At 72.0% G+C, this 23,354-nt stretch carries 20 protein-coding genes and 1 tRNA gene; 12 read left to right on the plus strand and 9 right to left on the minus strand.

Going from position 1 to position 23,354, the window contains the following annotated elements:
* The first annotated feature begins 148 nt into the window (after positions 1 to 148).
* The 3 genes from R2D22_RS05460 to R2D22_RS05470 all read left to right on the plus strand — a co-directional run bounded on the left by R2D22_RS05460 (position 149) and on the right by R2D22_RS05470 (position 4,766).
* Positions 149 to 1,684 (plus strand): class I adenylate-forming enzyme family protein, encoded by a 1,536-nt coding sequence (locus tag R2D22_RS05460; RefSeq protein WP_318101608.1) that lies wholly within the window; start codon positions 149 to 151, stop codon positions 1,682 to 1,684.
* A 66-nt stretch (positions 1,685 to 1,750) separates the two neighbouring features.
* Complete coding sequence (locus R2D22_RS05465) at positions 1,751 to 3,286, plus strand: flavin monoamine oxidase family protein (RefSeq protein ID WP_318101610.1); 1,536 nt, start codon at positions 1,751 to 1,753, stop codon at positions 3,284 to 3,286.
* A 235-nt stretch (positions 3,287 to 3,521) separates the two neighbouring features.
* A complete protein-coding gene (locus R2D22_RS05470; RefSeq protein WP_318101611.1) occupies positions 3,522 to 4,766 on the plus strand; it encodes a saccharopine dehydrogenase family protein in 1,245 nt (414 codons plus the stop codon).
* A gap of 6 nt (positions 4,767 to 4,772) precedes the next feature.
* Here R2D22_RS05470 and R2D22_RS05475 read toward each other — a convergent pair whose 3' ends face one another.
* Positions 4,773 to 5,408 carry a TetR/AcrR family transcriptional regulator gene (locus tag R2D22_RS05475; RefSeq protein WP_318101612.1) on the minus strand — a complete coding sequence of 212 codons (636 nt, stop codon included), beginning with the start codon at positions 5,406 to 5,408 and terminating at the stop codon, positions 4,773 to 4,775.
* 106 nt (positions 5,409 to 5,514) lie between these two features.
* On the opposite strand from R2D22_RS05475, the gene R2D22_RS05480 reads away from it, so the two are divergent.
* The 5 genes from R2D22_RS05480 (at position 5,515) to R2D22_RS05500 (ending at position 14,163) form a co-directional block, all read left to right on the plus strand.
* Positions 5,515 to 7,035 (plus strand): flavin-containing monooxygenase, encoded by a 1,521-nt coding sequence (locus R2D22_RS05480; protein ID WP_318101613.1) that lies wholly within the window; start codon positions 5,515 to 5,517, stop codon positions 7,033 to 7,035.
* Positions 7,032 to 7,832, plus strand: coding sequence for an alpha/beta hydrolase (locus tag R2D22_RS05485; protein WP_318101614.1), 801 nt, complete (start codon positions 7,032 to 7,034; stop codon positions 7,830 to 7,832). The genes R2D22_RS05480 and R2D22_RS05485 overlap by 4 nt, the downstream gene beginning before the upstream one ends.
* 33 nt (positions 7,833 to 7,865) lie before the next feature.
* Complete coding sequence (locus R2D22_RS05490) at positions 7,866 to 9,413, plus strand: GMC family oxidoreductase (RefSeq protein WP_411976977.1); 1,548 nt, start codon at positions 7,866 to 7,868, stop codon at positions 9,411 to 9,413.
* Positions 9,413 to 11,128: an aldehyde dehydrogenase family protein gene (locus tag R2D22_RS05495; protein WP_318101616.1), complete on the plus strand. Its 1,716-nt coding sequence runs from the start codon at positions 9,413 to 9,415 to the stop codon at positions 11,126 to 11,128. The genes R2D22_RS05490 and R2D22_RS05495 overlap by 1 nt, the downstream gene beginning before the upstream one ends.
* Before the next feature lie 461 nt (positions 11,129 to 11,589).
* Positions 11,590 to 14,163 (plus strand): SpoIIE family protein phosphatase, encoded by a 2,574-nt coding sequence (locus R2D22_RS05500; RefSeq protein ID WP_318101617.1) that lies wholly within the window; start codon positions 11,590 to 11,592, stop codon positions 14,161 to 14,163.
* Positions 14,164 to 14,324: 161 nt separating this feature from the next.
* Here R2D22_RS05500 and R2D22_RS05505 read toward each other — a convergent pair.
* A tRNA-Pro gene (locus R2D22_RS05505) sits at positions 14,325 to 14,398 on the minus strand.
* Between the two features lie 140 nt (positions 14,399 to 14,538).
* Between R2D22_RS05505 and R2D22_RS05510 the strand changes: the two genes are divergently transcribed.
* Positions 14,539 to 15,045 (plus strand): DUF309 domain-containing protein, encoded by a 507-nt coding sequence (locus R2D22_RS05510; RefSeq protein ID WP_318101618.1) that lies wholly within the window; start codon positions 14,539 to 14,541, stop codon positions 15,043 to 15,045.
* Here the strand turns inward: R2D22_RS05510 and R2D22_RS05515 are convergent.
* The 4 genes from R2D22_RS05515 to R2D22_RS05530 are packed head-to-tail and all read right to left on the minus strand — an operon-like array spanning position 15,042 to position 19,156.
* Positions 15,042 to 15,707 carry a LutC/YkgG family protein gene (locus R2D22_RS05515; protein WP_318101620.1) on the minus strand — a complete coding sequence of 222 codons (666 nt, stop codon included), beginning with the start codon at positions 15,705 to 15,707 and terminating at the stop codon, positions 15,042 to 15,044. The two genes, R2D22_RS05510 and R2D22_RS05515, sit on opposite strands and share 4 nt — an antisense overlap.
* A complete protein-coding gene (locus tag R2D22_RS05520; protein ID WP_318101622.1) occupies positions 15,704 to 17,116 on the minus strand; it encodes a lactate utilization protein B in 1,413 nt (470 codons plus the stop codon). The genes R2D22_RS05515 and R2D22_RS05520 overlap by 4 nt, the downstream gene beginning before the upstream one ends.
* Positions 17,113 to 17,847, minus strand: a complete 735-nt coding sequence (locus R2D22_RS05525) for a (Fe-S)-binding protein (protein ID WP_318101623.1) — start codon at positions 17,845 to 17,847, stop codon at positions 17,113 to 17,115. The genes R2D22_RS05520 and R2D22_RS05525 overlap by 4 nt, the downstream gene beginning before the upstream one ends.
* Positions 17,848 to 17,887: 40 nt before the next feature.
* Entirely contained in the window at positions 17,888 to 19,156 is a 1,269-nt protein-coding gene (locus R2D22_RS05530) for a cytochrome P450 (protein WP_318101624.1), read from the minus strand.
* Positions 19,157 to 19,237: 81 nt separating this feature from the next.
* Between R2D22_RS05530 and R2D22_RS05535 the strand changes: the two genes are divergently transcribed.
* Complete coding sequence (locus R2D22_RS05535) at positions 19,238 to 19,390, plus strand: hypothetical protein (protein WP_318101625.1); 153 nt, start codon at positions 19,238 to 19,240, stop codon at positions 19,388 to 19,390.
* A 78-nt stretch (positions 19,391 to 19,468) separates the two neighbouring features.
* Here R2D22_RS05535 and R2D22_RS05540 read toward each other — a convergent pair whose 3' ends face one another.
* Together R2D22_RS05540 and R2D22_RS05545 are read right to left on the minus strand one after the other, a co-directional pair.
* Complete coding sequence (locus R2D22_RS05540; protein ID WP_318101626.1) at positions 19,469 to 19,846, minus strand: DUF488 domain-containing protein; 378 nt, start codon at positions 19,844 to 19,846, stop codon at positions 19,469 to 19,471.
* 55 nt (positions 19,847 to 19,901) lie between these two features.
* Complete coding sequence (locus R2D22_RS05545) at positions 19,902 to 20,510, minus strand: TetR/AcrR family transcriptional regulator (RefSeq protein ID WP_318101628.1); 609 nt, start codon at positions 20,508 to 20,510, stop codon at positions 19,902 to 19,904.
* A 202-nt stretch (positions 20,511 to 20,712) separates the two neighbouring features.
* On the opposite strand from R2D22_RS05545, the gene R2D22_RS05550 reads away from it, so the two are divergent.
* Positions 20,713 to 21,699, plus strand: coding sequence for a phosphatase PAP2 family protein (locus tag R2D22_RS05550; RefSeq protein ID WP_318101629.1), 987 nt, complete (start codon positions 20,713 to 20,715; stop codon positions 21,697 to 21,699).
* Positions 21,696 to 22,730 (plus strand): DMT family transporter, encoded by a 1,035-nt coding sequence (locus R2D22_RS05555; RefSeq protein ID WP_318101631.1) that lies wholly within the window; start codon positions 21,696 to 21,698, stop codon positions 22,728 to 22,730. The genes R2D22_RS05550 and R2D22_RS05555 overlap by 4 nt, the downstream gene beginning before the upstream one ends.
* On the opposite strand, the gene R2D22_RS05560 is transcribed toward R2D22_RS05555, so the two are convergent.
* Positions 22,651 to 23,340, minus strand: coding sequence for a helix-turn-helix domain-containing protein (locus tag R2D22_RS05560; protein ID WP_318101632.1), 690 nt, complete (start codon positions 23,338 to 23,340; stop codon positions 22,651 to 22,653). The genes R2D22_RS05555 and R2D22_RS05560 overlap by 80 nt on opposite strands.
* Between the last annotated feature and the right edge of the window lie 14 nt (positions 23,341 to 23,354).

Here is a 23,354-nt window from a genome sequence, read left to right on the forward strand (position 1 = left end):
ATTCCGCACCCCACCCTCGGCACCCCGCGCCCACGAGGCGCCTTCCGCGGCCCGAGTACGGAGACGGCCACGCCCGCGTTCGCGGCGACGCTCCGGTCGCATCGGCACACGGCACTCGCCGCCCCCGCACACTTCTTGGAGAGCCCCCATGGCCCTTGCAGTCAGCGAGATCCCGCGCTCGCAGAACCCCTTCCCACGGGAGGGCGTCGTGAGGGACGCCGACGGCGTCCCGGGTTACTCGGATCTGCCCGCGACGCTTCCGGAGATGCTCCGGGCCCACGTCGACGCCCGCCCGGACGTCGAAGCGGTCGTCGAACTCGGCGGGGAACGTCTGACCTACGCCCAGCTGTGGGAGCGCGCTTCGCGGGTGGCCGGCGGTCTGCGGGCCGCAGGCGTGCGGCACGGCGACCGGGTGGCCGTACGGTATCCGGCCGGAACCGACTGGGCGCTCGCCTTCTGGGGAACGGTCCTGGCCGGCGGTGTCGCCGTGGCGGTGAACACCCGGTCGGCCGAGCCGGAGGTGGAGTTCGTGCTCGGCGACGCCGGCGTGAAGGTCGATCTGTCGGCGCTCACTCCGCTGCCCGAAGGCGATCCGTACGTGGCGGACGAGCTCGAACCCTCCCATGTGGCCGCGCTGTTCTACACCTCGGGAACGACGGGACGCCCCAAGGGCGTGCCGACCACGCACCGCGCGTTCCTCACCAACTCCGAGAACCTGATCCGATGTCTCGGCATCCCCGGCGATGTCGGACCGGACCTGCGCACCCTGATCTCCGTGCCGCTGTTCCATGTCACGGCCTGCAACGCGCAGTTCATGGTCGCGGCGTACCTCGGCGGGACCTCGGTGATCATGCCTGCGCTCGATCTGCCGCGGCTGACGGAGGCGCTTCCGGGCGAGCGGATCTCCTTCATGGTGACCGTGCCCGCCGTGTACTCCCTCCTGCTGCGGCATCCGGCCTTCGCCGGCGCCGACGTGTCGGGGGTGCGCTGGGCGGCGTACGGAGGCGCTCCGATCGCCCCGTCACTGGTGAGGGCTCTCCAGGCCGCCTTCCCGCAGACCCGGTTGGTCAACGGCTACGGCATGACCGAGACCGCCTCGCTGATCACGGTCATGCCGCACGAGGACGCGGTCGAGCACGCGGATTCCGTGGGGTACGCGGCGCCCTCGGTGGACATCGGCGTCGTACCGGTCGGCGACGACCCGCACGTGGGCGAGCTGGTGGTCCGCGGTGTCACCGTGACCACGGGGTACTGGAACCGGCCGGAAGCCACCGAGGAGACGATCGTCGACGGCTGGCTGCACACCGGCGACATCGTCCGCGTCGACGACGCCGGTCGCGTCCACATCGTCGACCGCAGCAAGGACATCATCAACCGCGGCGGAGAGAACATCTCCAGCGTGGAGGTCGAGGCGGTCCTGCTGTCCGCCCCGGGTGTCAGCGACGCCGCGGTCCTCGCCGTGCCCGACGACGTGATGGGCGAGAAGGTCGGCGCCGTCCTCTTCACCGACCGGGACCGGATCGACGTCGACGCCGTGATCGCGCACTGCCGGGACCACCTCGCCGACTTCAAGATCCCTCAGTACGCGACGGTCGTCGCCGAGGCACTGCCGCGCAACGCGGGCGGCAAGCTCCTGAAGAACCGCCTGCGCGAGCAGGTCCGTTGGGGCGCGCCGCTGCGCTAGCGCTCCGACTGCCGCACGCCCCCTCCTTCCCTCCCCCAGAGAATCGCAGCAAGGAGAAGAGCACCCGTGACAGAAACGACAAGGCAGGACAAGAGCGGCATCCCACGGCGTGGCGTACTGGCGGGCGGCGGTGCCGCGGCCATCGGCGCGGGGTTCGCGCTCGGCCGGGTTTCTCCCGCCTCCGCGACGCCCCCGGGGCCCGTCAAGCAGTCCCGCGCGGACGTCGTGGTCGTCGGGGCCGGCGTCTCCGGCCTCACCGCGGCCCGTCGCCTGGCCCAGGCCGGCCGCTCGGTGCTCGTCCTGGAGGCCGACGACCGGGTCGGGGGCCGGACCCTCAACCTCAGCGTCGGCAAGGGCGTCGTCACCGAGGGCGGCGGGCAGTGGGTCGGCCCGGGTCAGGACCGCCTCTTCGCGCTCCTCGACGAGCTCGGTCTGAAGACCTTCAAGACCTATGTCGACGGCAAGTCGCTGCTCCACCGCAAGGGCGTGCGACAGGAGTTCACCGGGTCGATCCCCGCCCTGCCGGCGAAGGCGCTCGAAGACTTCGGCCGCTTGGCGGCGACCCTGGAGGAGATGGCCGCGACCGTCCCCGTGGACGCGCCGTGGAACGCGAAGAACGCCCTCGAATGGGACGCCACGACCTTCGGGCACTGGCTCGACGCGAACGCCGGCACGGAGGAGGCCAAGTGGCTGTTCACGCTCGCATTCACGGTCATCCAGGGGGAGGACCCGCACAACACCTCGCTCCTCATGGCCCTCTTCCACATCGTGGGTGCCGACGGGATCGAGCACATGATCTCCACGACCGGGGGCGCCCAGGAGTCACGCGTGGTCGGCGGCACTCAGCGGATCTCCCTGGAGATGGCCGAGCAGCTCGGCGACCGGGTGGTGGTCGGCTCGCCGGTCAGCGAGATCCGCCAACGGGACGGGGACGTCCTCGTCCGGTCGGCGAAGGCGGACGTGCGCTGCAAGCAGGTGATCGTCGCCATGTCGCCGGCGGACGCCGAACGCATCCGCTTCACTCCGCCCCTTCCCGCCCGTCGCACGTCACTGCAGCGCAAGTGGCACAACGGCACGGAGAGCAAGCTGTTCGCGGTCTACGAGAAGCCGTTCTGGCGGGCCGAGGGGCTCAACGGGTCGGCGATGACCGACCTGCCGTTCGCGCGTTTCGTCGTCGACAACTCGCCACCCGACGGCAGTGTCGGCATCCTCCTGACGTTCATGGGCACGGCGGGCTCCGGTCACGGCCACACCTGGAGCGACAAGGTCCTCGACGACCCCCGTGAGCGCCGGGCCGCGTTCCTCGCCGACATGGTGACGCTGTTCGGCCCCCAGGCGGCACATCCCCTCCGCTTCCTGGAGCAGGACTGGGCTCACGAGCCCTGGATCGACGGCTGTGTGAGCACGACCCCGCCGGGCCTGCTCACCCAGTACACGGACGCCCTGCGCAAGCCGGTGGGCCGCATCCACTGGGCGGGCACCGAGTCGGCGACCGCGTACCAGGGATACATCGAGGGGGCGATCCAGGCCGGCGAGCGCGCGGCGAAGGAGGTCGGCGGGGCGCTGACCGCGCTCGCAGGCACCCCTCACACCCGCCCGTAAAGAGTCGGCATCACCCGTGACGAGACCTTGACGGCACTCCACCGACCGTTAAACTCGAATCAATTCGAGTTCGAATCTCGCGCACTCGGCTGGAGCCGACGAGACACGCGACAAGCGCACGCCGCACCGTCCGGCGAAAGCCCTCAGAGAAGCGCAACGGCCGCGGCACAGCGGCGGCCATCAGCCACACGTATGCCGCCGCACCGCCGGCGGCGGCCATGAGAACGGAGATGCCATGACGCAGCGAGTCGTCTTCATCGGAGCCGCGGGTGAGATGTGCCGGCTGGCCATCGAGCGCTTCGCGAAGGCTGAGGGTGACTGGAACCTCACCCTCTGCGACATCCGGCCCGAGCTCCTGGAGCCGCTGACGACGCAGCTCCCCGCCGGCCTCGCCACCGTCCGGCGTCTCGACCTGTACAACCGCGAGAACCTGCTCGAAGTGATCAGCGGCGCCGCCCTGGTCGTCCTGGGTGCGGGCCCCTACATCCGCACGTCGGAGCCGGTGATCGAGGCGTGTCTCGAGGCGCGTGTGCCGTACCTCGACTTCGACGACGACGTCGAGAGCACGACCCATGCGCTGTCGCTGGCCGGGAGGGCCAAGGAGGCCGGCATCCCGCTCTACGTCGGCTGCGGCGCCTCCCCTGGCATGAGCAACGTCCTCGCCGTCGACGCCGCGAACGAACTCGACACCGTCGAGAACATCGAACTCGGCTGGCTCGTCGGCGACGAGCGTCCCAACGTCGGACGCGCCGTCCTCGAACACCTCATGCACATCGCCGCCGGCGAGTGCCTCACCTGGGAGAACGGCGGACCCGTCGTCCACGACTCGTACGTCGAGACCGGGATCCTGCCCATGGGGGGCGGCGTCGGCGACACCCTGCTCTACGAGACGGCCCACCCCGAGCCCGTCACCCTCCCCCGCAAGTACCCCCAGGCCAAGCGCATCCGCTGCCTCGGCGGCCTGGACCCCATGCCGTTCAACGGTCTCGCCCGCGGCCTCGGACTCGCCATCCAGAACGACAAGATGACGGTGAAGGAGGCGGTGGACTACATCCAGGAAGTCCTCCACAACCGCTTCACCGACGTCACCGGTCTGCGCCACGGCCTCAAGGGCATGAGGGGACAGATCAAGCGCGGTGAGATGGAGACCGGCGAGATGATCACATTCCTCGCCAAGTCCACTCTCCGCCGGCGCTACCGGTGGCGCGGCGGCCTCGTCGCCCGCGTCACCGGCACCCGCGACGGCATCCCCGCCGTCGCGATCCGCCGCACCCCCATCAGCGGACCGGACCTCTACTTCGCCAACAGCATGGGCGGTCTCACCGGCACCGCCTGCGCCGCCTTCATGCTCCTCGCCCTGGACGAGGCCGGGAAGCGCACCGGCTCCTTCGCCCCCGAGGACTGGGCCGACCCCCAGGCCTTCTACACCGCCCTCGAGCGCGTGGGCACCCCTCGCGACGAAATCGTCGAGTCGGTCTGACGGGTGTCAGTCCTGCACCGCCGGCGGCGCGGAGTACGTCTCCAGGTACGCGGTGATGAAGCGGCGCGCCTCGTCGATGACCACGTCGTCGCCGGTCGGCACGGCGCGGAACGCGACGTCGAAGAACCTGTTGCCGGCCTCGAAGGAGAGCTGCAGAACGATCGACGGCGTGTCGGCGACGATGAGTTGACGCTCCATCAGGAAGGTGTGCAGTCGCTCCCCCTGAACCCGGTCGAACTCGTGGACCAGCTCCTGGATCCGCTCACTGCGTCCCGAGAACCACACCTCTGCACAGTCACGGTGGCTACGGAAGTAGTTCAGGAGCGCGTCGGTGACGACGTCGACCGCATCGCGCAGCGTGGGCGGCCCGGGCTCGTCGAGCAGCGCGGCGACGATCGCGTCGAGCTTGCCGATGTGCCGCCGCAGAAGCGCGGCCTCGACCTCATGGCGATCGGAGAAGTAGTGGTACACGGAGGTGATCGGGATGCCGACCCGCTCACTGACCGCCTTCAGGGTCGCGCCCTCGTAGCCCTGCTCGACGAGCAGCGCCTCGGCCGCGTCGACGATCGCCCGCCTGCGCTCCGTTCCACGGCGCTGCGCCGGACGGCTCGACGCCCTATTTGCCGGATTTTGCTCGAACACGATTCCAGATCGTAGCAGTTGCCATGCCACGCCCCCTTGTCACTCCGCGCCCCCCAGGTCGATGCGCGTACGGCGAGGGATCGAGTTGACGGTTCAGGAGACACCAGTGACGAACACAACCGCCGGCCAGACGAAGCCCGTGCACGTCGATGTGCTGATCATCGGCGCGGGCATCTCCGGCATCGGCGCGGCCTCTCACCTCAAAGCCCGCCGTCCGGGCACCTCGTTCACGGTCCTGGAGGCGCGCGACACCCTCGGTGGCACCTGGAGTCTGTTCCGGTACCCCGGCATCAGGTCGGACTCGGACATGCCGACCTACGGGTTCGGTTTCAAGCCCTGGACGCACCGCAAGTCCATCGCCGACGGGCACGTCATCCTGGACTATCTGCAGCAGACCGTCGCCGAGAACGGGCTCGCCGAGCACATCCGTTACGGATACCGGGTGGTCGGCGCGGAGTTCTCGTCCGTGCGGGGACGGTGGACCGTCACCGCACAGCATGCGCGCACCGGCAAGAAGGCGAGGTTCACGGCGCGCTTCCTGTTCCTGGGTACCGGCATGTACGACCACGACCAGGGCTTCACCCCCGTGTTCGACGGCGTCGAGGACTTCGGGGGGCAGGTCGTGCACCCGCAGCAGTGGCCGGAGGGTCTCGACTACACCGGCAAACGCGTGGTCGTGATCGGCAGCGGCGCGACGGCCGTCACCCTCATCCCGTCGATGGCTCGCACCGCGGGCCACGTCACCATGCTGCAGCGTTCGCCGAGCTACATCTTCTCGGCGCCTGCCGAGGACCCGATCACGAACGCGCTCAACGCGCTGCTCGGTCACCGGCGGGCCCAGCCGATCGTCCGGCGCAAGAACATCGCGGTGACCCGCGCGATGTACAAGGTGTGCCGGCGGGCGCCGCGGCTGATGCGCAAGCTGCTGATCGCCGACGTGCGCCGGCGGCTGCCGAAGAACTTCGACGTCGACACCCACTTCACCCCTCGGTACGACCCGTGGGACGAGCGGCTGTGCGTGGTGCCCGACGGCGACATGTTCAAGGCCATCTCGGCCGGTCGGGCCTCGGTCGTCACCGACCGGATCGACCGCTTCACCAAGACGGGCATCCGGCTCGAGTCCGGTCAGGAGCTGGCCGCCGACATCGTCGTGACCGCGACCGGGCTCAACATGCTGCCGTTCGGCAAGATCCGGCTGAGCGTCGACGACCGCCCGGTGGATCCGTCGGACACGATGGCGTACAAGGCGATGATGCTCTCCGGCATGCCGAACCTGGTGTTCGCGCTCGGTTACACGAACCTCTCCTGGACGCTCAAGGTCGACCTCGTCTGCGAGCACTTCTGTCGTCTGCTCGACCACATGGACCTCCACGGATACAGCACCGTCGAACCGGTCCTCGACGACCGGCACCAGGAGCGGGTGCCGTACCTCGACCTGAAGTCGAACTACGTCCAGCGCGGCATCGCGCGGTTCCCGTGTGCGGGGAGCCGTGGTCCGTGGACGGTCGAGCAGGCGTACGAGAAGGACGTCGAGCGGCTGCGTGAGGGGCCCGTCGAGGACAGCGGGCTGCAGTTCACCAGCGCGGGCGCCGAGCTGTCGGCCTCCCGCCCGGAGGGAGCACGATGAAGAAGGACCTCACCTTCACCAGCCACGGCGTACGGTGCGCGGCCTGGCACCTGCCGGCCGTGAGCGACGTCCTGGCCGGCCCCGACGGCCGGCCGTGCGTGGTCATGGCCCACGGCTTCGGCGGCACCCGCGACAGCGGCCTGCTGGGCTACGCCGAGCCCTTCGCCGAGGCCGGGATCGACGTGTTCGTCTTCGACTACCGCGGCTTCGGCGCCTCCGGCGGCACCCCACGGCAGGACGTCTCGGTACGCCGGCAGCGGCAGGACTACCACGCGGCCCTCGCGGCCGCCCGTCGCCTGCCCGGCGTCGATCCGGACCGGATCGCGCTCTGGGGAACTTCGTACGCCGGCGGTCATGTCCTCCCGGTCGCGGCGCAGGACGGACGCATCACGGCGGTCGTCTCGTTGACGCCGGCGGTGGACGGGCTGGCCACACTGGGCCACGTCGTACGCCACGCCGGGGTCGGCCGGCTCCTGCGACTGACCGGACACGGCCTGTGGGACGCCGCCCGTGCCGTCACCGGGCGGACCCCGCACCACCTGCCCGTCGTGGCGCACCCCGGGACCGCGGCCATGATGACGACGCCGCTCGCCGACCGGATCGCAGCCACGATGGCCGGCCCGACCTGGCGCAACGAGGTCTGCGCACGGGCGGCGCTCGAAGTCGGACTCAACCGGCCCACCACCTACGCCCGCCGCGTGGACTGCCCGATCCAGCAGCGGGCGCTCGCCGACCAGCTCGACTTCCTGTCGCGCTGCCTCGGCCCGTCGCGTTCACCGCGAAGCAACGCTTCGTAACCACGCACTCTTCATTCAAGGGACGGAATGAACATGTACGACTACGTCATCGTCGGTGCCGGATCCGCGGGCTGTGTCCTGGCGGCGCGGCTGTCGGAGGACCCCGAGGTCAGGGTGGCCCTCATCGAGGCGGGCGGCGCCGACACCGCGCAGGAGATCCACATCCCGGCCGCGTTCCCGCAGCTGTTCAAGTCCGCGCTCGACTGGGACCTCGACTCGGACCCGGAACCGGGCATCGACGGACGGCGGGCGTACCTGCCCCGAGGCAAGGTGTTCGGCGGCTGCAGCTCGATCAACGCCATGATCTACATACGCGGCGCCCGCGCCGACTACGACGGCTGGGCCGCGAACGGCGCCACCGGCTGGGGCTACGACGACGTCCTGCCGTACTTCAAGCAGGCGGAGGACAACGAGCGCGGGGAGGACGCGTTCCACGGCGTGGGCGGTCCGCTGACCGTCAGCGACGGCCGCTCCGGGCATCCCCTGTCCTCGGCCTTCGTGCAGGCCGCTCAGCAGGCCGGGTACAAGGCGAACGACGACTTCAACGGCGAGGACCAGTTCGGCGTCGGCCCCTACCAGCTGACCCAGCGCGGCGGCCTGCGCTGCAGCGCGGCCGTCGCCTATCTGCACCCCGCCCTGGAGCGGCCGAACCTCACCGTCCTGTCCTTCACCGGCGCCCGCCGCGTGGTGGTCGAGAACGGCCGGGCCACGGGCGTGGAGGTCGAGCGCGGTGGCGCCCTGGAGATCGTCCGCGCCGAGCGCGAGGTGATCGTGTCCGCGGGCGCCTACGAGTCCCCGAAGCTGCTGATGCTCTCCGGGATCGGGCCGGCCGCCCAGCTGACTGCCTTCGGCATCCGGGTCGTACGCGATCTGCCGGTCGGTCAGGGCCTGCAGGACCACTACATGGCGATGCTGAACTTCCGCACCGACACCGAGTCTCTGATCAGCGCCGCGTCTCCGGAGAACGCTGCCCTGCTGCAGAGCGAGGGACGCGGCCCGCTGACCTCCAACATCGGTGAGGCCGGCGGCTTCTTCCGCAGCCGGGACGGTCTCGCCGCCCCGGACATCCAGTTCCATGCCGCTCCCGTGCTCTTCCACCAGGAGGGTCTCGGCACGGCCACCGAGCACGGCTTCGGTTTCGGCCCGCTCGTGCTCGCCCCGACGAGCCGCGGCGCGGTGACGCTGCGTTCCCCGCTGCCGCACGCCGCGCCCCGGATCGTGCACAACTACCTGGTGTCGCGCGAGGACCAGGAGTGCATCGTCGCCGGCGTGCGGATCGCCCTGGAGGTCGCGGCACAGCAGGCGGTGACGGACCTGGTCACGGGGCCGTACGAGGTGCCGGCCTCCGACTCCGAGGCCGACATCCTCACCTGGGCGAAGCGGATCGGGCAGACGCTCTACCACCCCACCTCGACCTGCGCCATCGGCGCGGTGGTCGACCCCGAGCTGCGCGTGTACGACGTGGACGGCCTGCGGGTCGTCGACGCCTCCGTCTTCCCGACGGTGCCGCGCGGCAACACCAACGCGCCCACGATCATGGTCGCGGAGAAGGCCGCCGCCCTCATCAAGGGAGTCGTGTGATGACGACCCTTCAGCCGCCGATCGAGCAGGTGTGGGAGATCGACCGGGCCGTCGACGACCTGGTCCGCGGCGAGGCCGCCTGGGCGGCCTGCGGCCTGGCGAAGCGGCGCGAGCTGATCGAGCGGGTGCACGCGGCCACCGCCGAGCAGGCGGAGGCATGGGTGCGTGCCGCCGCCGCGTACAAGAGGCTTCCGGAGGGCAGCCCGCTCCTCGGCGAGGAGTGGATCACCGGTCCGTACCCGGTGCTGACCTCCGCGGGCACGTTGGCCTCGACCATCGGCGCCCTGGAGGCGGGCCGCAGCCCTGTCGACGGGTTCTCCGTCAGGCCGGCGCCCGGCGGTCGGGTGGCCGTCCGGGTGCTGCCGCACAGCGTCTGGGACCGGCTGCTGCTGAGCGGTTTCAGCGCCGAGGTCTGGATGCGGCCGGGCGTCACGAAGCGGGCGGTGCGCAGCCGGGCGGGCCTGGGCCAGCGCCGCCCGACGTTGACCGGTGGCGTCGGCGTGGTGCTCGGCGCGGGGAACATCACCTCGATCCCGGTCCTGGACGTGCTGTACGAGCTGTACGCGCACAACCGGGTGGTGGCCCTGAAGCTGAACCCGGTCACCGACGGCCTCTTCGAGGTCTTCAGCCGGGTCCTGGCCCCGCTGATCGACATCGGCGCGGTGCGGATCCTGACCGGCGGCGCCGACGTCGGCAGGTACCTCGTGCACCATCCGAAGGTCGGCCACGTCCACATGACCGGCAGCGCCGCGACGCACGACGCGATCGTCTTCGGCACGGGCGAGGAGGGCGCGGCCCGGAAGAAGGCGGGGACACCCCTCCTCGACAAGCCGGTCACCAGTGAACTGGGCGGAGTGTCGCCCACGATCGTGGTGCCGGGGGCATGGTCCGAGGCGGACCTGCGCTACCAGGCCGAGCACATCGCCACCCAAAAGCTGCACAACGGCGGCTACAACTGTGTGGCGAGCCAGGTCGTCGTGGTCGGTTCCGACTGGCCACAGAAGGACCGCTTCCTGGCGCACGTGCGCCGGGCGCTGTCCGAGGCCCCGGCCCGGCCCGCCTACTACCCGGGCAGCGACGGCCGGGTGGAGGGCGCTGTTGCTTCGTACGCCGGTGCCGAGCGCATCGGCGGAGGACGGGTGCTGATCGAGGGCCTGGACGCGGCTGATCCGGGCCCCGCACTGACCTCCGAGTACTTCGCGCCCGTCCTGGCCGTTCTCGAAATCCCCGGGGACGCGGGCACGTTCCTCACGGAGGCGGTCCGAGCCGCGAACGAGAGGTTCGCCGGCACGCTCGGCGTGAACCTCATAGCGCACCCGCGCACCATCGCGCGGCTGGGCTCCTCGCTCGACGACGCGATCGCCGACCTCCGCTACGGAACGGTGGCGTTGAACGCGTGGACCGGTGTCGGCTATCTGACGGCGGCCGCCACGTGGGGCGCCTTCCCGGGACACACCCTGGACGACGTCCAGAGCGGCATCGGTGTCGTGCACAACGCGCTGCTGCTCGACGCACCGGAACGTACCGTCGTCCGCGGCCCGTTCCGGCCCGCGCCGCGGTCCGTCCTGCACGGCGAACTCGCCCTGTCGCCGAAGCCCCCGTGGTTCGTCGACAACCGCACCGCCGCCACGACGGGACGTCGCCTCGTCGACTTCGCCGCGGCGCCCCGCTGGTCCGCCCTGCCCGGCATCTTCGCCTCCGCACTGCGCGGCTGACCCCGGCCGGAACTCCGCCGGCCTCGCCCCCACGGAGCGCACCTCGACCGGGGCGCCGGAGGCGTCGATGGCCGTGAGGTGCAGGCAGCAACTGATCCGGCTCTGCCCAGCCGCACGCCGCGGTGCACCGCGCCCCGGCCGACGCGGGCACCGTCGAACAGTGCGTTCACGCCGGGCGGGAACCGGTCGGTTCCGGCCTGACCCCGCCGAACGAGTCAGGGACCGTTTCAGATCGCTCTGTAACGGCCCCTGACCTGCGACCGCACATCCCCCTGACCAGCAGCAGCGGGAACCTTGTGTCGTGGCCCTGATGCGTACCGTGAACGCCGGGAGCCCTGGTCGCGGGGAGGTGTTACAACTGGGGTTGTGAGCCCGTCTCGTCTCTCGTGCCCGGCGTACCGGTGCGGTCGAACCTAGGCAGAAGATTCGGAAGCGTCGCCGGACAGGTCTTCGTCCTTCAGGTGGCGATCGTGGTGCTGCTCGCCGCCGGGGCCCTGCTGGCCCTGGTGCTGCAGTCGCGACACGACATCGACCGTGAAGCACGCAACCGCTCGGTTTCCGTGGCGCAGACCTTCGCGAACTCCCTGGGCCTGCAGGAAGCGCTGAGGTCGCCGGACCCGTCCGCGATCCTGCAGCCCCTCGCCGAGGAGACACGCAAGGACGCAGGCGTGGACTTCATCGTGGTGATGGACACGAACGGCATCCGTTACAGCCACCCCCAACCCGACCGCATCGGCGAGCGGTTCGTCGGCACGATCGAGCCCTCACTCGCCGGCCAGGTGCACACCGAGAGCGTGGACGGGCCGCTCGGTAAGGAGATCCAGGCGATCGTCCCGGTCACCTCGCCCGAGGGTGAGGTTGTCGCCCTGGTCTCGGCAGGTCTGACGGTGGAGAGCGTGACCGGCATCGCCGACCGCCAGCTGCCGGTCATCCTCCTGGCCATCGCCATCGGTCTGGCTCTGGCCACCGTCGGCACGGCGCTGATCAGCCGAAGACTGCGCCGCCAGACCCACGGGCTCGGCACGCAGGAGATGACCCGCATGTACGAGCACCACGACGCGGTGCTCCACTCCGTTCGCGAAGGGGTGCTGATCACGGACGGCGAAGGACGACTACTCCTGGCGAACGACGAGGCCGGACGGCTGCTCGGCCTGCCGGACGACGCCGAAGGACGCCCCGTCGACGAGGTCGGCATGGATCACCGGATGGCGGAACTGCTGCTGTCCGGCCGGGTGGCCACCGACGAGGTGCTGGAGGCCGGGGACCGGCTGCTCGTGGTCAATCAGCGGCCCACCCGCCCGCGGGGCTCGGCGGTCACCATCCGCGACTCCACCGAGATGCAGCTTCTGAGCAGCCGGGCGGAGACGGCCCGCAAGCGGCTCAAGCTGCTGTACGACGCCGGGGGTGACATCGGCACCACCCTCGACGTGGTCCGCACCGCGAAGGAACTGGCCGACGTCGCCGTTCCCCAGTTCGCGGACTTCGTCACGGTCGACCTGGCCGACCCGGTACTGAACGGCGACGAGCCCGGCCCGGGCGCCGACATGCGGCGCACGGCGGTCAGCGGCATCCGCTCCGATCACCCGCTGTATCCGCTCGGTAGCCTGATCGAATTCCTGCCGTCCACGCCGCAGGCCCGCGGCTACGGCACGGGCACAGCCGAACTCGTGCCCGATCTCCATGACGCGCCGGGCTGGCACGCCCAGGACGCACCGCGGGCATCGGCGATCGTCGGCTACGGGATCCACTCGCTCATCGCGGCTCCGCTGAAGGCCAGGGGCGTCGTGCTCGGGGTGGTCAACTTCTGGCGGTCGCAGAAGCCGGATCCGTTCGACGAGGACGACCTGTCCCTGGCCGAGGAGCTTGTCGGCCGCGCCGCAGTCACCATGGACAACGCCCGCCGCTACACCCGAGAACACAAGCTCGCCGTGACGCTCCAGCGCAGCCTGCTGCCGCAGGATCTGCCCGAGCAGAGTGCGGTGGACGTCGCGCACTTCTACCAGCCCGCCCAGTCCGGAGTAGGCGGGGACTGGTTCGACGTGATCCCGCTGCCGGGCAGCCGGGTCGGGCTCGTCGTCGGAGACGTCGTCGGGCACGGCCTGCACGCCGCGGCCACCATGGGACGGCTGCGCACGGCCGTGCACAACTTCTCCTCCTTGGACCTGCCGCCGGACGAACTCCTCGCCCGTCTCGACAACCTCGTCCAGCGCATGGACCAGGAAGGCGACAGCGCGCCCTCCGACGGCGGCGTCCTGGGCGCGACCTGCCTGTACGCCGTCTACGACCCGGTCTCCCAGAACTGCACCATGGCGCGGGCAGGACACATGCCACCGCTTGTGGTCGCCCCGGACGGCACGACGACGATCTCGGAACTGCCGGCCGGCCCCCCGCTGGGGCTGGGAGGCATGCCGTTCGAGACCATGGAACTGCACCTGGCGGAAGGCAGTCAGCTCGTCCTGTACACCGACGGGCTGGTCGAGGAGCGGAGCCGGGACATTTCAGAGGGCGTGGAAAGGCTGCGCACGGCGCTGAGCCACCCCGACCGAGAGCCGCAAGCCAGCCGCCGCGCCGTACTCGACGCCTTGCTCCCCGGCCGGCCGGCCGACGACATCGCGCTGCTCATCGCCCGGACACGGACTCTGGGCCCGGGCCGGGTCGCAGAGTGGGACGTACCGTTCGACCCGAGTGAGGTCGGCGCCATCCGCGGCCTCGCGGCCGAGCAACTCGAGGAGTGGGGCCTGCAGGAACTCGCCTTCACCACAGAACTGATCCTCAGCGAGCTCATCACCAACGCCATACGGTACGCAGCCGCGCCAGTTCGCGTCCGTCTGTTGCGCGATCGCGCTCTGACCTGCGAGGTGTGGGACGGCAGCAGTACCGCCCCGCATCTGCGGTACGCCGCCACCACGGACGAGGGAGGCCGCGGACTGTTCCTGGTGGCCCAGCTCAGCGAGCACTGGGGCACCCGGTACACACCGGAAGGCAAGGTCATCTGGACCGAACAGGTCCTGCCCGCCGCCGGCGCCCTCGCCTAGACCAGTTCTGACGGCTCGACGGTCTCGGGCAGCGCACTTTGACCGGGTCAAGTTGCGCTCGGACCGGTCAAGCGCACTGATCCCCGAATGGTCCCCGGGAATGATCGAGGGGCCGTCTCAGATGACTCTGAAACGGCCCCTCGATCTACGACTCTCACGAGTCGGGACGACAGGATTTGAACCTGCGACCCCTTGACCCCCAGTCAAGTGCGCTACCAAGCTGCGCCACGTCCCGGTGCTCGTTGCCGCCGGGGCTTCCCGGTGGCTGCGTGCAGGAGAACATTACCTCACTCCGTGGGTGGGTCGGGACACGGGGCGTCAGGGGTCCCTGGCGCGTTCCGGCATGTCACGGGGTGTGCGGGGGACAATGGGGGCGTGAGCGAGACGACGGCGGGCCGGGGCGGGGACCGGGATCGGGACGAGGAAGGGCGGGCGCGCAGTGCGCGGCCCCGGGACGGGCTGGGACGTCCGCTGCCGTACGGGGCGGAGGGCGTGGCCCGGCAGCCCGAGGGGGTGCCGCGGGCGCCGGCGGAGACGGTGTGGGAGGCGCAGCGGCTGCTGGACGCGGGGATGCCCTTCCACGCGCACGAGGTGTTCGAGGACGCCTGGAAGACCGGGCCCGCCGGGGAGCGCGACCTGTGGCAGGGGCTGGCGCAGCTCGCCGTGGGGCTGACGCACGCGGCCCGGGGGAACGCCTCGGGCGGCGCCCGGCTCCTGGTGCGCGGAGCGGCGCGGCTCGCGGAGTGGCCGGAGCCGTCGCCGTACGGCATCGATCTTCCCGGACTCGTCGTCTGGGCCCGGGAGTTGGCCGAGCTCGTGGCCGGCGGGCCGCCGGTCGACCCGGCGGCCGTGTCGCCGCGCTTGCGCGGGCACGCGTCCTAGTCCTCCTGGAGCAGGACGACTTCCAGGGTGCGGGGGCCGTGCACGCCCTCGACGCGATCGAGTTCGATGTCGCTGGTGGCCGACGGGCCGGAGATCCAGGTGAGCGGGCGTCGGGGGTCGAGGCGCGGCAGGGCCTGCGGGACGGACGCGACGATCTGGGCCGGGGCCCGTACGACGCAGATGTGGTGGTCGGGGATCAGGGTGATCCGGCGCCGGCCCTGGTCCGGGCCGCCGTCGAGGACGATCGTCCCGGTCTCGGCGATCGCCAGCGCGCAGCCCGTGACGACGCTGTGGACGGCGTCGAGTTCCCCCGGCGTCGTCGTCGCGCTGTCGGCGATCCGGGTCGCGTCCGCCGCCGCCAGCCACCGCGGCGGCAGCCCCGGGGGGACCAGGACCATGTCCGCCCCGCGCTCGGCGAGCAGCCGCCCGAGCAGGCCGGCGATGCCCGCGGAGTCCGTGCGGTGGACCAGGGCGCGGTACTCGGCGAGGTTGTGGTGCAGCAGGTCGAGGAGGGCCGCCGGGTCGTCGGGGACGTGGGCGGGCAGGTAGCCGCGGTCCGGTTCGGGGGCGGGCGGGGCGTCGGCCACGGCGGCGCGGATCCGGGCGAGGATCCGTTCCCGGGCGGTGCCGGCCGCGGCGGCCGTCGGCTCTGGGTGCGTCATGTGCGGTTCCTCTTCCACCAGGCACGGAACGACTCGGCCGGGACCTCCGGCAGTTCGCGACTGTCCGTCCAGGCCGAGGCCCCCGGCAGCCGCTTCGGGTGGAGGCGGCGGGTGCTCGCCGCCAGGCGTTCGGCTGCGGCGAGGGCCCGGGGGCTGCCCAGGACCGCGCCGGCCGCCTTCATCGCGGCGCGCTCCAGGCGGTGGCCGCCCTGGTCGGCGATCCGTTCGCGCAGGTGGACCAGGACCTCGGGGATGTCGATGGCGACCGGGCAGACCTCGTAGCACGCACCGCACAGCGAGGACGCGAACGGCAGCGAGGCGTCGATCTCGCTCTCCGTGCCGCGGAGTTGGGGGCTGAGGATCGCGCCGATCGGCCCCGGGTAGACCGAGCCGTACGCGTGGCCGCCGGCTCGCTCGTACACCGGGCAGACGTTGAGGCAGGCCGAGCAGCGGATGCAGCGCAGGGCCTGCCGGCCGACCTCGTCGGCGAGCGTGTCGGTGCGGCCGTTGTCGAGGAGGACGAGGTGGAAGTCCCGCGGGCCGTCGCCGTCCGTCGTGCCCGTCCACATCGTCGTGTACGGGTTCATCCGCTCGGCCGTCGAGGAGCGCGGCAGGGTCTGCAGGAAGACCTCCAGGTCGCGCCAGGTCGGGACGGTCTTCTCGATGCCGACGACCGAGATCAGGGTCTCCGGGAGCGTCAGGCACATCCGGCCGTTGCCCTCCGACTCGAGGACGACGAGGGTGCCGGTCTCGGCGACCATGAAGTTCGCCCCGGAGACGGCGACCTTGGCGCGCAGGAACTTCTCCCGCAGATGCAGCCGGGCGGCCTGGGCCAGGTCGGCGGGCGTGTCGGTCAGCCCGTCGGGGGCGGGGCGGCCCCACTCCCCCATCTCGGCGCGGAAGATGTCGCGGATCTCGCCGCGGTTGCGGTGGATCGCGGGGACGAGGATGTGGGAGGGCCGGTCATGGCCCAACTGCACGATGAGTTCGGCGAGATCGGTCTCGTACGCGGCGATGCCGACCGCCTCCAGAGCCTCGTTGAGGCCGATCTCCTGGGTGGCCATCGACTTGACCTTGACCACCTCGGTCTCGCCGGTGGCGCGGACGAGCGCGGTGACGATCCGGTTCGCCTCGTCGGCGTCGGCCGCCCAGTGGACGGTGCCGCCGGCCGCCGTCACCGCCTCCTCCAGTTTGAGGAGGTAGCGGTCGAGGTGGCGCAGGGTGTGGTCCTTGATCTGCTTCCCCGCCTCGCGGAGCCGGTCCCAGTCCTCGAGTTCGGCGACGGCGGCGGCCCGCTTGTCGCGGATGGTGTGGGTGGCGTGCCGCAGGTTGGCGCGCAGCGTCGCGTCGCCGACGGCGGCCTTCGCCGCGACGGGGAAGGCGGGCATGCCGAGGAAGGTGCCGCTCACCGCGGGGACTCCGTCCACTCCAGGGGCTCCGTCTCGGTGCTCGCGAGGATCTCGGCCAGGTGCAGGGCGCGCAGCGGCGCGTCCTCGCGGCGCAGGACGCCGCCGAGGTGCATCAGGCAGGAGTTGTCCGCCCCGCACAGCACCTCCGCGCCGGTCGAGACCGCGTGGTCGATCTTGTCCCTGCCCATGGCGGCCGACACGTCCGGGTTCTTCACGGCGAAGGTCCCGCCGAAGCCGCAGCACTCCTCCGCGCCGGGCAGTTCCCGCAGTACCAGGCCCTCGACCGCCTCGAGGAGGCGGCGCGGCCGGTCGCCGAGCCCGAGCAGGCGCAGGCCGTGGCACGAGGGGTGGTACGTGACGGTGTGCGGGAAGTAGGCGCCGACGTCGGTCACCCCGAGCACGTCGACCAGGAACTCGGTCAGCTCGTGCACGCGCGGTGCGAGCGCCGCCGCCTGCGCGCCGAATCCGGCGTAGTGGCCCCGCACCATGGCGGCGCAGGACCCGGAGGGGGTCACGACGTGCTCGTAGCCTCGGAACGCGTCCGCCAGTCGCCGGGCGAGCGGCTCCGCGTCCTGCCGGTAGCCCGTGTTGAACTGCGGCTGGCCGCAGCAGGTCTGGCCGGCCGGGAAGTCCACCTCGACCCCCAGCCGTTCCAGAATGCGGACGGTGGCCACCCCCGTGGCGGGATACAGGGCGTCATTGACGCAGGTGACGAAGAGTGCGACGCGCATGCGCGCAGGATACGCCGGGGCGGGCCGAGCGCCGGGTGTTTCACCAGGTGAGATGGAGTTCCAGGGGCGAGCGGTGGATGAGGGTCGGCCGCATGACGACCTCGTGGTCCTTGGCGAGCCGCAGCCCGGGCAGCCGCTCGGTGAACAGCTGCAGGGTCAGCCGGAGTTGGGCGCGGGCCAGCTGGGATCCGGGGCAGCCGTGCGCGCCGTGGCCGAAGGCCACGTGGCGGGACGGGGTGCGGGTGATGTCGAAGACGTCGGGGTCGGCGTACCGGCTCTCGTCCCGGTTGGCGGAGCCGTACGCGACGAACACGGTGGCACCGGCGGGCAGTTCGGTGCCGGCGAGGGTGACCGGGCGGGTGGTGGTGCGGCGGAATCCCTGGACGGCGGTGTCGAAGCGGGCGGCCTCCTCCACCGCCCCGGGTATCAGCTCGGGCCGGTCGCGGAGCAGCTCCCACTGGGCGCGGTCGTCGCGGAGCAGGTGGAACAGGGTGGAGCCGATCAGGGCGGTGGTGGTGAGGTGGCCGGCGATGAGGAAGTTCTGCAGGTTGGAGACGAGTTCGGCGCGCTGGTCGGGGGTGAGTTCGGCGCACCGGTCCGGATCGCCGTGGGTACTCCGGTCCGGATCGCCGTCGGCGTCGCCGGGGGCGAGCGCGGCGACCATGGCCGAGCAGAGGTCGTCGCGGGGCTCGGCGTGCCGGGCGCGGGCGTAGCGGTCGAGCAGGTGCTGGAGGTCGACGACGTCCTGGGCGGCGGCGAGCTGGTCCTTCTCGCTCATCGGCCGGAAGAGGAGCTGCTCGGCCCGGTGTCCGCCGTGCACGGCGGCGGGCACGTCCGCCGGGTCGAAGCCTATGAGCCGGCCGATCACCGCCCCGGGGAGGCGGCGGGCGTAGGAGGCCATGAGCTCGGTGCGGCCGTCGGCTACGAAGCCGTCGAGCAGGGCGGTGGCCTGCTCCGTGGCGTACGGAAGCAGCTCGGCGACGCGGGAGGCGGAGAGCCTGCTGTTCAGCGGGGCGCGGTGGCGGCGGTGCGCGGAGCCGTCGGTGGAGACGACGGTGGGGCGCTTGCCGAACCCCTGGGCGAGGACGCCGAAGGCGGCGGGCGAGGGCATGACGTCGGGCCGCAGGGCCTGCTCGGACGAGAAGTCGTCGGCCCGCAGCAGGACCTCGCGCACGTCGGCGTCGCGGGCGACGAGCCAGGCGTCGAGTTCGGTTACGAAGGTCAGGCCCTCGGTGCGTCGGGCCTGTGCGTAGAGGGGATAGGGGTCGCGCTGTAACTCGTCGAGCCGTTCGTGCCGGGTCGCGTCCACGCGGCGCCTCCATGACGGGAAGGGTGCGGTGCGGGTTCTGCGTGTGCCGGTGCGGGTGCTGCTCGGTGCGGGTGCTGCTCGGTGCGGGTGCTGCTCGCGGTGCGCGTTCTACGGCGGTCGTGCGGGGTCGGCGCGGTGCCGGTGCCGGTGCCGGTGCCGGTGCCGGTGCCGGTGCCGGTGCCGGTGCCGGTGCCGGTGCCGGTGCCGGTGCCGGTGCCGGTGCGGCCATGGTGACCGGCGGCGCTCGGCTCTGGCTACGGTCCGGCCGGGGGATATTCGGTGCGCGCGGGGAGGATGTGACTCCGGTTGGCGTCAGCGTCCCGGGGCGGCGAGCGCGCGTTCCAGGACGGAGGTGTGGCTGCGGGAGGGGTCCTTCGCCGCCGTGAGCAGGGTGACGGGCCCCTCGGCGGCCCGGTCCCGGAGGCGGTCGAGCGCGGCGGCGGCCTCGGGGACGGCGAGCTCGTCCTCGTACCGCCGGCAGAACTCCTCGTACGCGCCCTCCGAGCCGTGGTACCAGCGGCGCAGTTCGGTCGACGGGGTGAGCGCCTTGGGCCATTCGTCGATGTGCGCGTCGATCTTCTTCAGGCCACGCGGCCAGAGGCGGTCGACAAGGACGCGGAGCCCGTCGTCGGGCTCCGGCGGGTCGTAGATCCGGCGGACGCGGACGGCGGGACCGGGGGTGCTCGGCATCCCACCAGGGTGCAGCGGAGGCGGCGCGACCGCACGCGGACGCGCCCGCACGAGCCTAGGGCGGGTCCAGTCGGAGAGCGGGCAGCACGACGGACTCGACGAACACGGCCATGGCGTCGGGCAGGTCCGCGAACCGCTCCTCCAGGAGTCGTTCGACCCGCAGCATCCCCATCAGGCAGGGCGCGATGAAGCCGATCGCCGGATTGTCCGGCGCGATCTCGCCGCGCTCCACGCCGCGTGCCAGCATCGCGTCGATCGCGGCGACCTCCGGCTGAATGACGGTCTCGAAGAGCGCCTGCCGCAGGTCGGGGTGGCGGACGTACGCCTGGTTGACGGCCTCCATCAGCTCGGCGTCGCGCTCGCGCCGGCCCGACGTGACCCGGGCCACCTCGCGCAGGTCGCCGAGGAGCGAGCCGGTGTCGATCCCGGTGAAGAACGAGCAGCGGCTCCTGGCGAGGGCGGCGGTGACCAGCTGCGGCTTGGTCTTCCACTGCCGGTACAGGGTGGCCTTCCCGCACTTGGTGCGGGCGGCGACGCCCTCCATGGTCACGGCGTCGTAGCCGCCCTCGCGAAGGAGGTCGAGCACCGCCTCGTACAGCTCCGTCTCCCGCTCCGGGGTGATCTTGCTGCGGCGGGCGGCCGCGGTCGCGGCCTGGGTGGTCATCGCTTCCTCCCGGTGCGGGCGGGGCTCCGTGGCACCGCCCGCGAGGTGGGGTGGGTGCACATCCGAGGGTAGGGGGTGCACAATCGAGACGCAAACGTATCGAGACGTTTGCGTCTCGATCGAATCGGATCTACGCTTCCCCCGTTTGTGCCGATTCGGTGATGGACGGATCGGCGGAGAGCCGGGCAAGAAGGGCCGTGTCATGGGTGCCGGAACGCGTACGGACGCCGGAGACGGCGCCGGCATACCCGTACGGCCGCCGCTGGGGCGGGAGCTCCTGCTGGTGGCCTCGCTCTTCCTCGTCTACAAGGCCGGCAGGCTGTTCGCGAACGGCCACGAGACCCGCGCCTTCCACAACGCGGACCGCGTCTGGGACGCGGAGCGGGCGGTGCACCTCCCCGGTGAAGGGGCCGTGCAGCAGCTCCTGCTGCACGCCGATGCCGTCGTCCGGTCGGCCAACACGTACTACGCGGCTGTGCACTTCCCGGCCACGCTCGCCTTCCTCGGGTGGCTGTACTGGCGCCGGCCCGGCCACTACGTGTGGGCGCGGCGCGTGCTGGCGCTGCTGACCGGGGCCGCGCTGGCCCTGCACGTGCTGGTTCCGCTGGCGCCGCCCCGGATGCTGTCGGCCGCCGGCCTGGTGGACACGGCGCGGGTGTACGGGCCCTCGGTGTACGGCGCGACGCCGGAGACCGACTCGATGGCCAACCAGTTCGCCGCGATGCCCTCGCTGCACTTCGGCTGGGCGCTGATGGTCGCGATCGGCCTGATCGCGGCGACGCACACGCGGTGTCGGTGGCTGTGGCTGCTCCACCCGGCGCTGACGCTCCTCGTGATCGTCGGCACGGCCAACCACTACTGGTTCGACGCGTTGGCGGCGGCGGTCCTGCTGGGCGTGGCGCTGGCCGTTGTTCGGGCACCGGGGAACAATCCGGGGAGGGTGGTGCGCGCGGGCGCGGCGGCGCAGGCGCCGGCCGGGCGCTCCGCAGCGACGCCCTCGGCGGCCGCCGGCACGGCGCGCGCGGCCGGCACGGCAGGTACCGCCAACCCGGCGCTGACCACCGGCGCGGTGCCTCCCACCGACCCGACGGCCGTGCCACCGCCGCTGCCGCTGCCACGGCCTCGACCCGCGGAACCGGTCTCGTCGTCGCGCCTCGCCGCGCCCCGTACGGCGGGGGCGGTGCGATGAGCTCCGTCGACGGCATCGTGCTCGCGGTCCTGCTCTCGCTCGTCTCCGCCGCCGGGTACGCGCTCGCCGCGGTCGCCCAGTCGCGGCTGGCCGCCCACGCGGAACCGGGCCGCGGTTCGCTGCGGGCGCTGCTGACCCACGCCGGATGGTGGTGGTCGGTCGGGTTCAACGCGGCGGGCGCGCTCGCGCACGTCGCGGCGCTGCACTACGGGCCCCTGACCCTGGTGCAGCCGCTCGGGGCACTGACCCTGGTGGCCGCGCTGCCGCTGGGCGCGCACTACGCGCGGCGGCGGGTGACGCGCGGCGAGTGGCGCGGGGCGCTGTGGACGCTGGCCGGCCTGGTCGGCCTCATCGCGGTGACCGGGCCGGCGGCACCCGGCGACGCGCTGAGCCTGAACGAGTCGCTGGCGGTCGCGGCGGCGACGGCATCCTTCGTGGCGCTGCTGACCGCCCGCCGGAGCGCGGGCCGAACGCTCGGGCTCCGGCACGCGACGGCGTCCGGGATCGCGTCCGGCGTGGGGTCCGCGCTGACGCAGACGCTGACGGCGGCGCTGGCCATGGAGCTTCCGGGCGGGCCGGTACCGTGGTGGCAGGTGGCGCTGCTCGCGGTGCTGATCGCGGGGTTCGCCGTGGGTGGCCTGCTGCTCGCGCAGACCGCCTATCGCGGCGGACTGGCCGCTCCGCTCGCGGTGGTCAACCTGTCGAACCCGGCGGCGGCCGCGGTCATCGGCGTCGTGCTGCTCGGGGAGTCGTTCCGCGGCGGCGCATGGGGCTGGCTCGCCGCGGCGGCCGCCTCGGCGGTCGCCGCCCGCGGCGTGGTCCTGCTGACCACGGCTCCGCCCGACACCCCGCCGAGCACCAGGCCGGAGGTCGTCCCCGCCGCACCCGCGACCGTGCCGGTCGTCCTCCCGGACGTCCTCCCCGCCCTCGCGCACGGACTCGTACCGGACGTCACCGCCGACTCGCCCCCGGCTCCGGCTCCGCTCCCGCCCCCGGCTCCGCTCCCGGCCCCGGCGAACGCCCCGGGCTGACCCCCTCGCCCACGGACCGATCGGTCGTGGACGGTCCGGCGCGGACGACGGCCTGGTCTCCGCGGGGGCCGAACAGGTGCAGGATCTCCACGGTGCTCTCGTCCGCGGGGCCGAACCAATGGGGTTCGGTGGTGTCGAACTCGGCCACTTCTCCCGGTCTCAGTGTGATGTCCTGCGCCCCGAGGACGAGACGCAGCCGACCGGCGAGCACGTAGAGCCATTCGTAGCCCTCGTGGGTGACCAGTTCCGGCCGGCGGGGCGCAAGTACCTGTTTGAAGACCTGGACGCGGCCCGGGTATTGCGTCAACGGCACGAGGACGCTGCCGCGCTCCTTGCGCAGCGGGCGGAGGTGCACCCGGGGGTCACCGCTGGCCGGTGCCGCCACCAGTTGGTCGAGTGCGACGTGGTGCGCCCGTGCCAGCGGGATGAGCAGGTCCAGCGTCGGGCGCCGCTTCCCCGATTCCACGCGGGACAGGGTGCTCACGGACAGGCCGGTCGTGGCCGCGAGTGCCTCGAGCGTGAGTCCCCGTTCCTTGCGCAGCCTGCGCAGCCGGGGCCCGATGCCGTCGAGGATCTGCTCCAACTCCGTGTCCTTGGCTCCTGTGTTCATGGATCCAGTTTTGC

Source organism: Streptomyces sp. HUAS YS2, assembly GCF_033343995.1.
In the GTDB taxonomy this organism is placed as follows: domain Bacteria; phylum Actinomycetota; class Actinomycetes; order Streptomycetales; family Streptomycetaceae; genus Streptomyces; species Streptomyces solicathayae.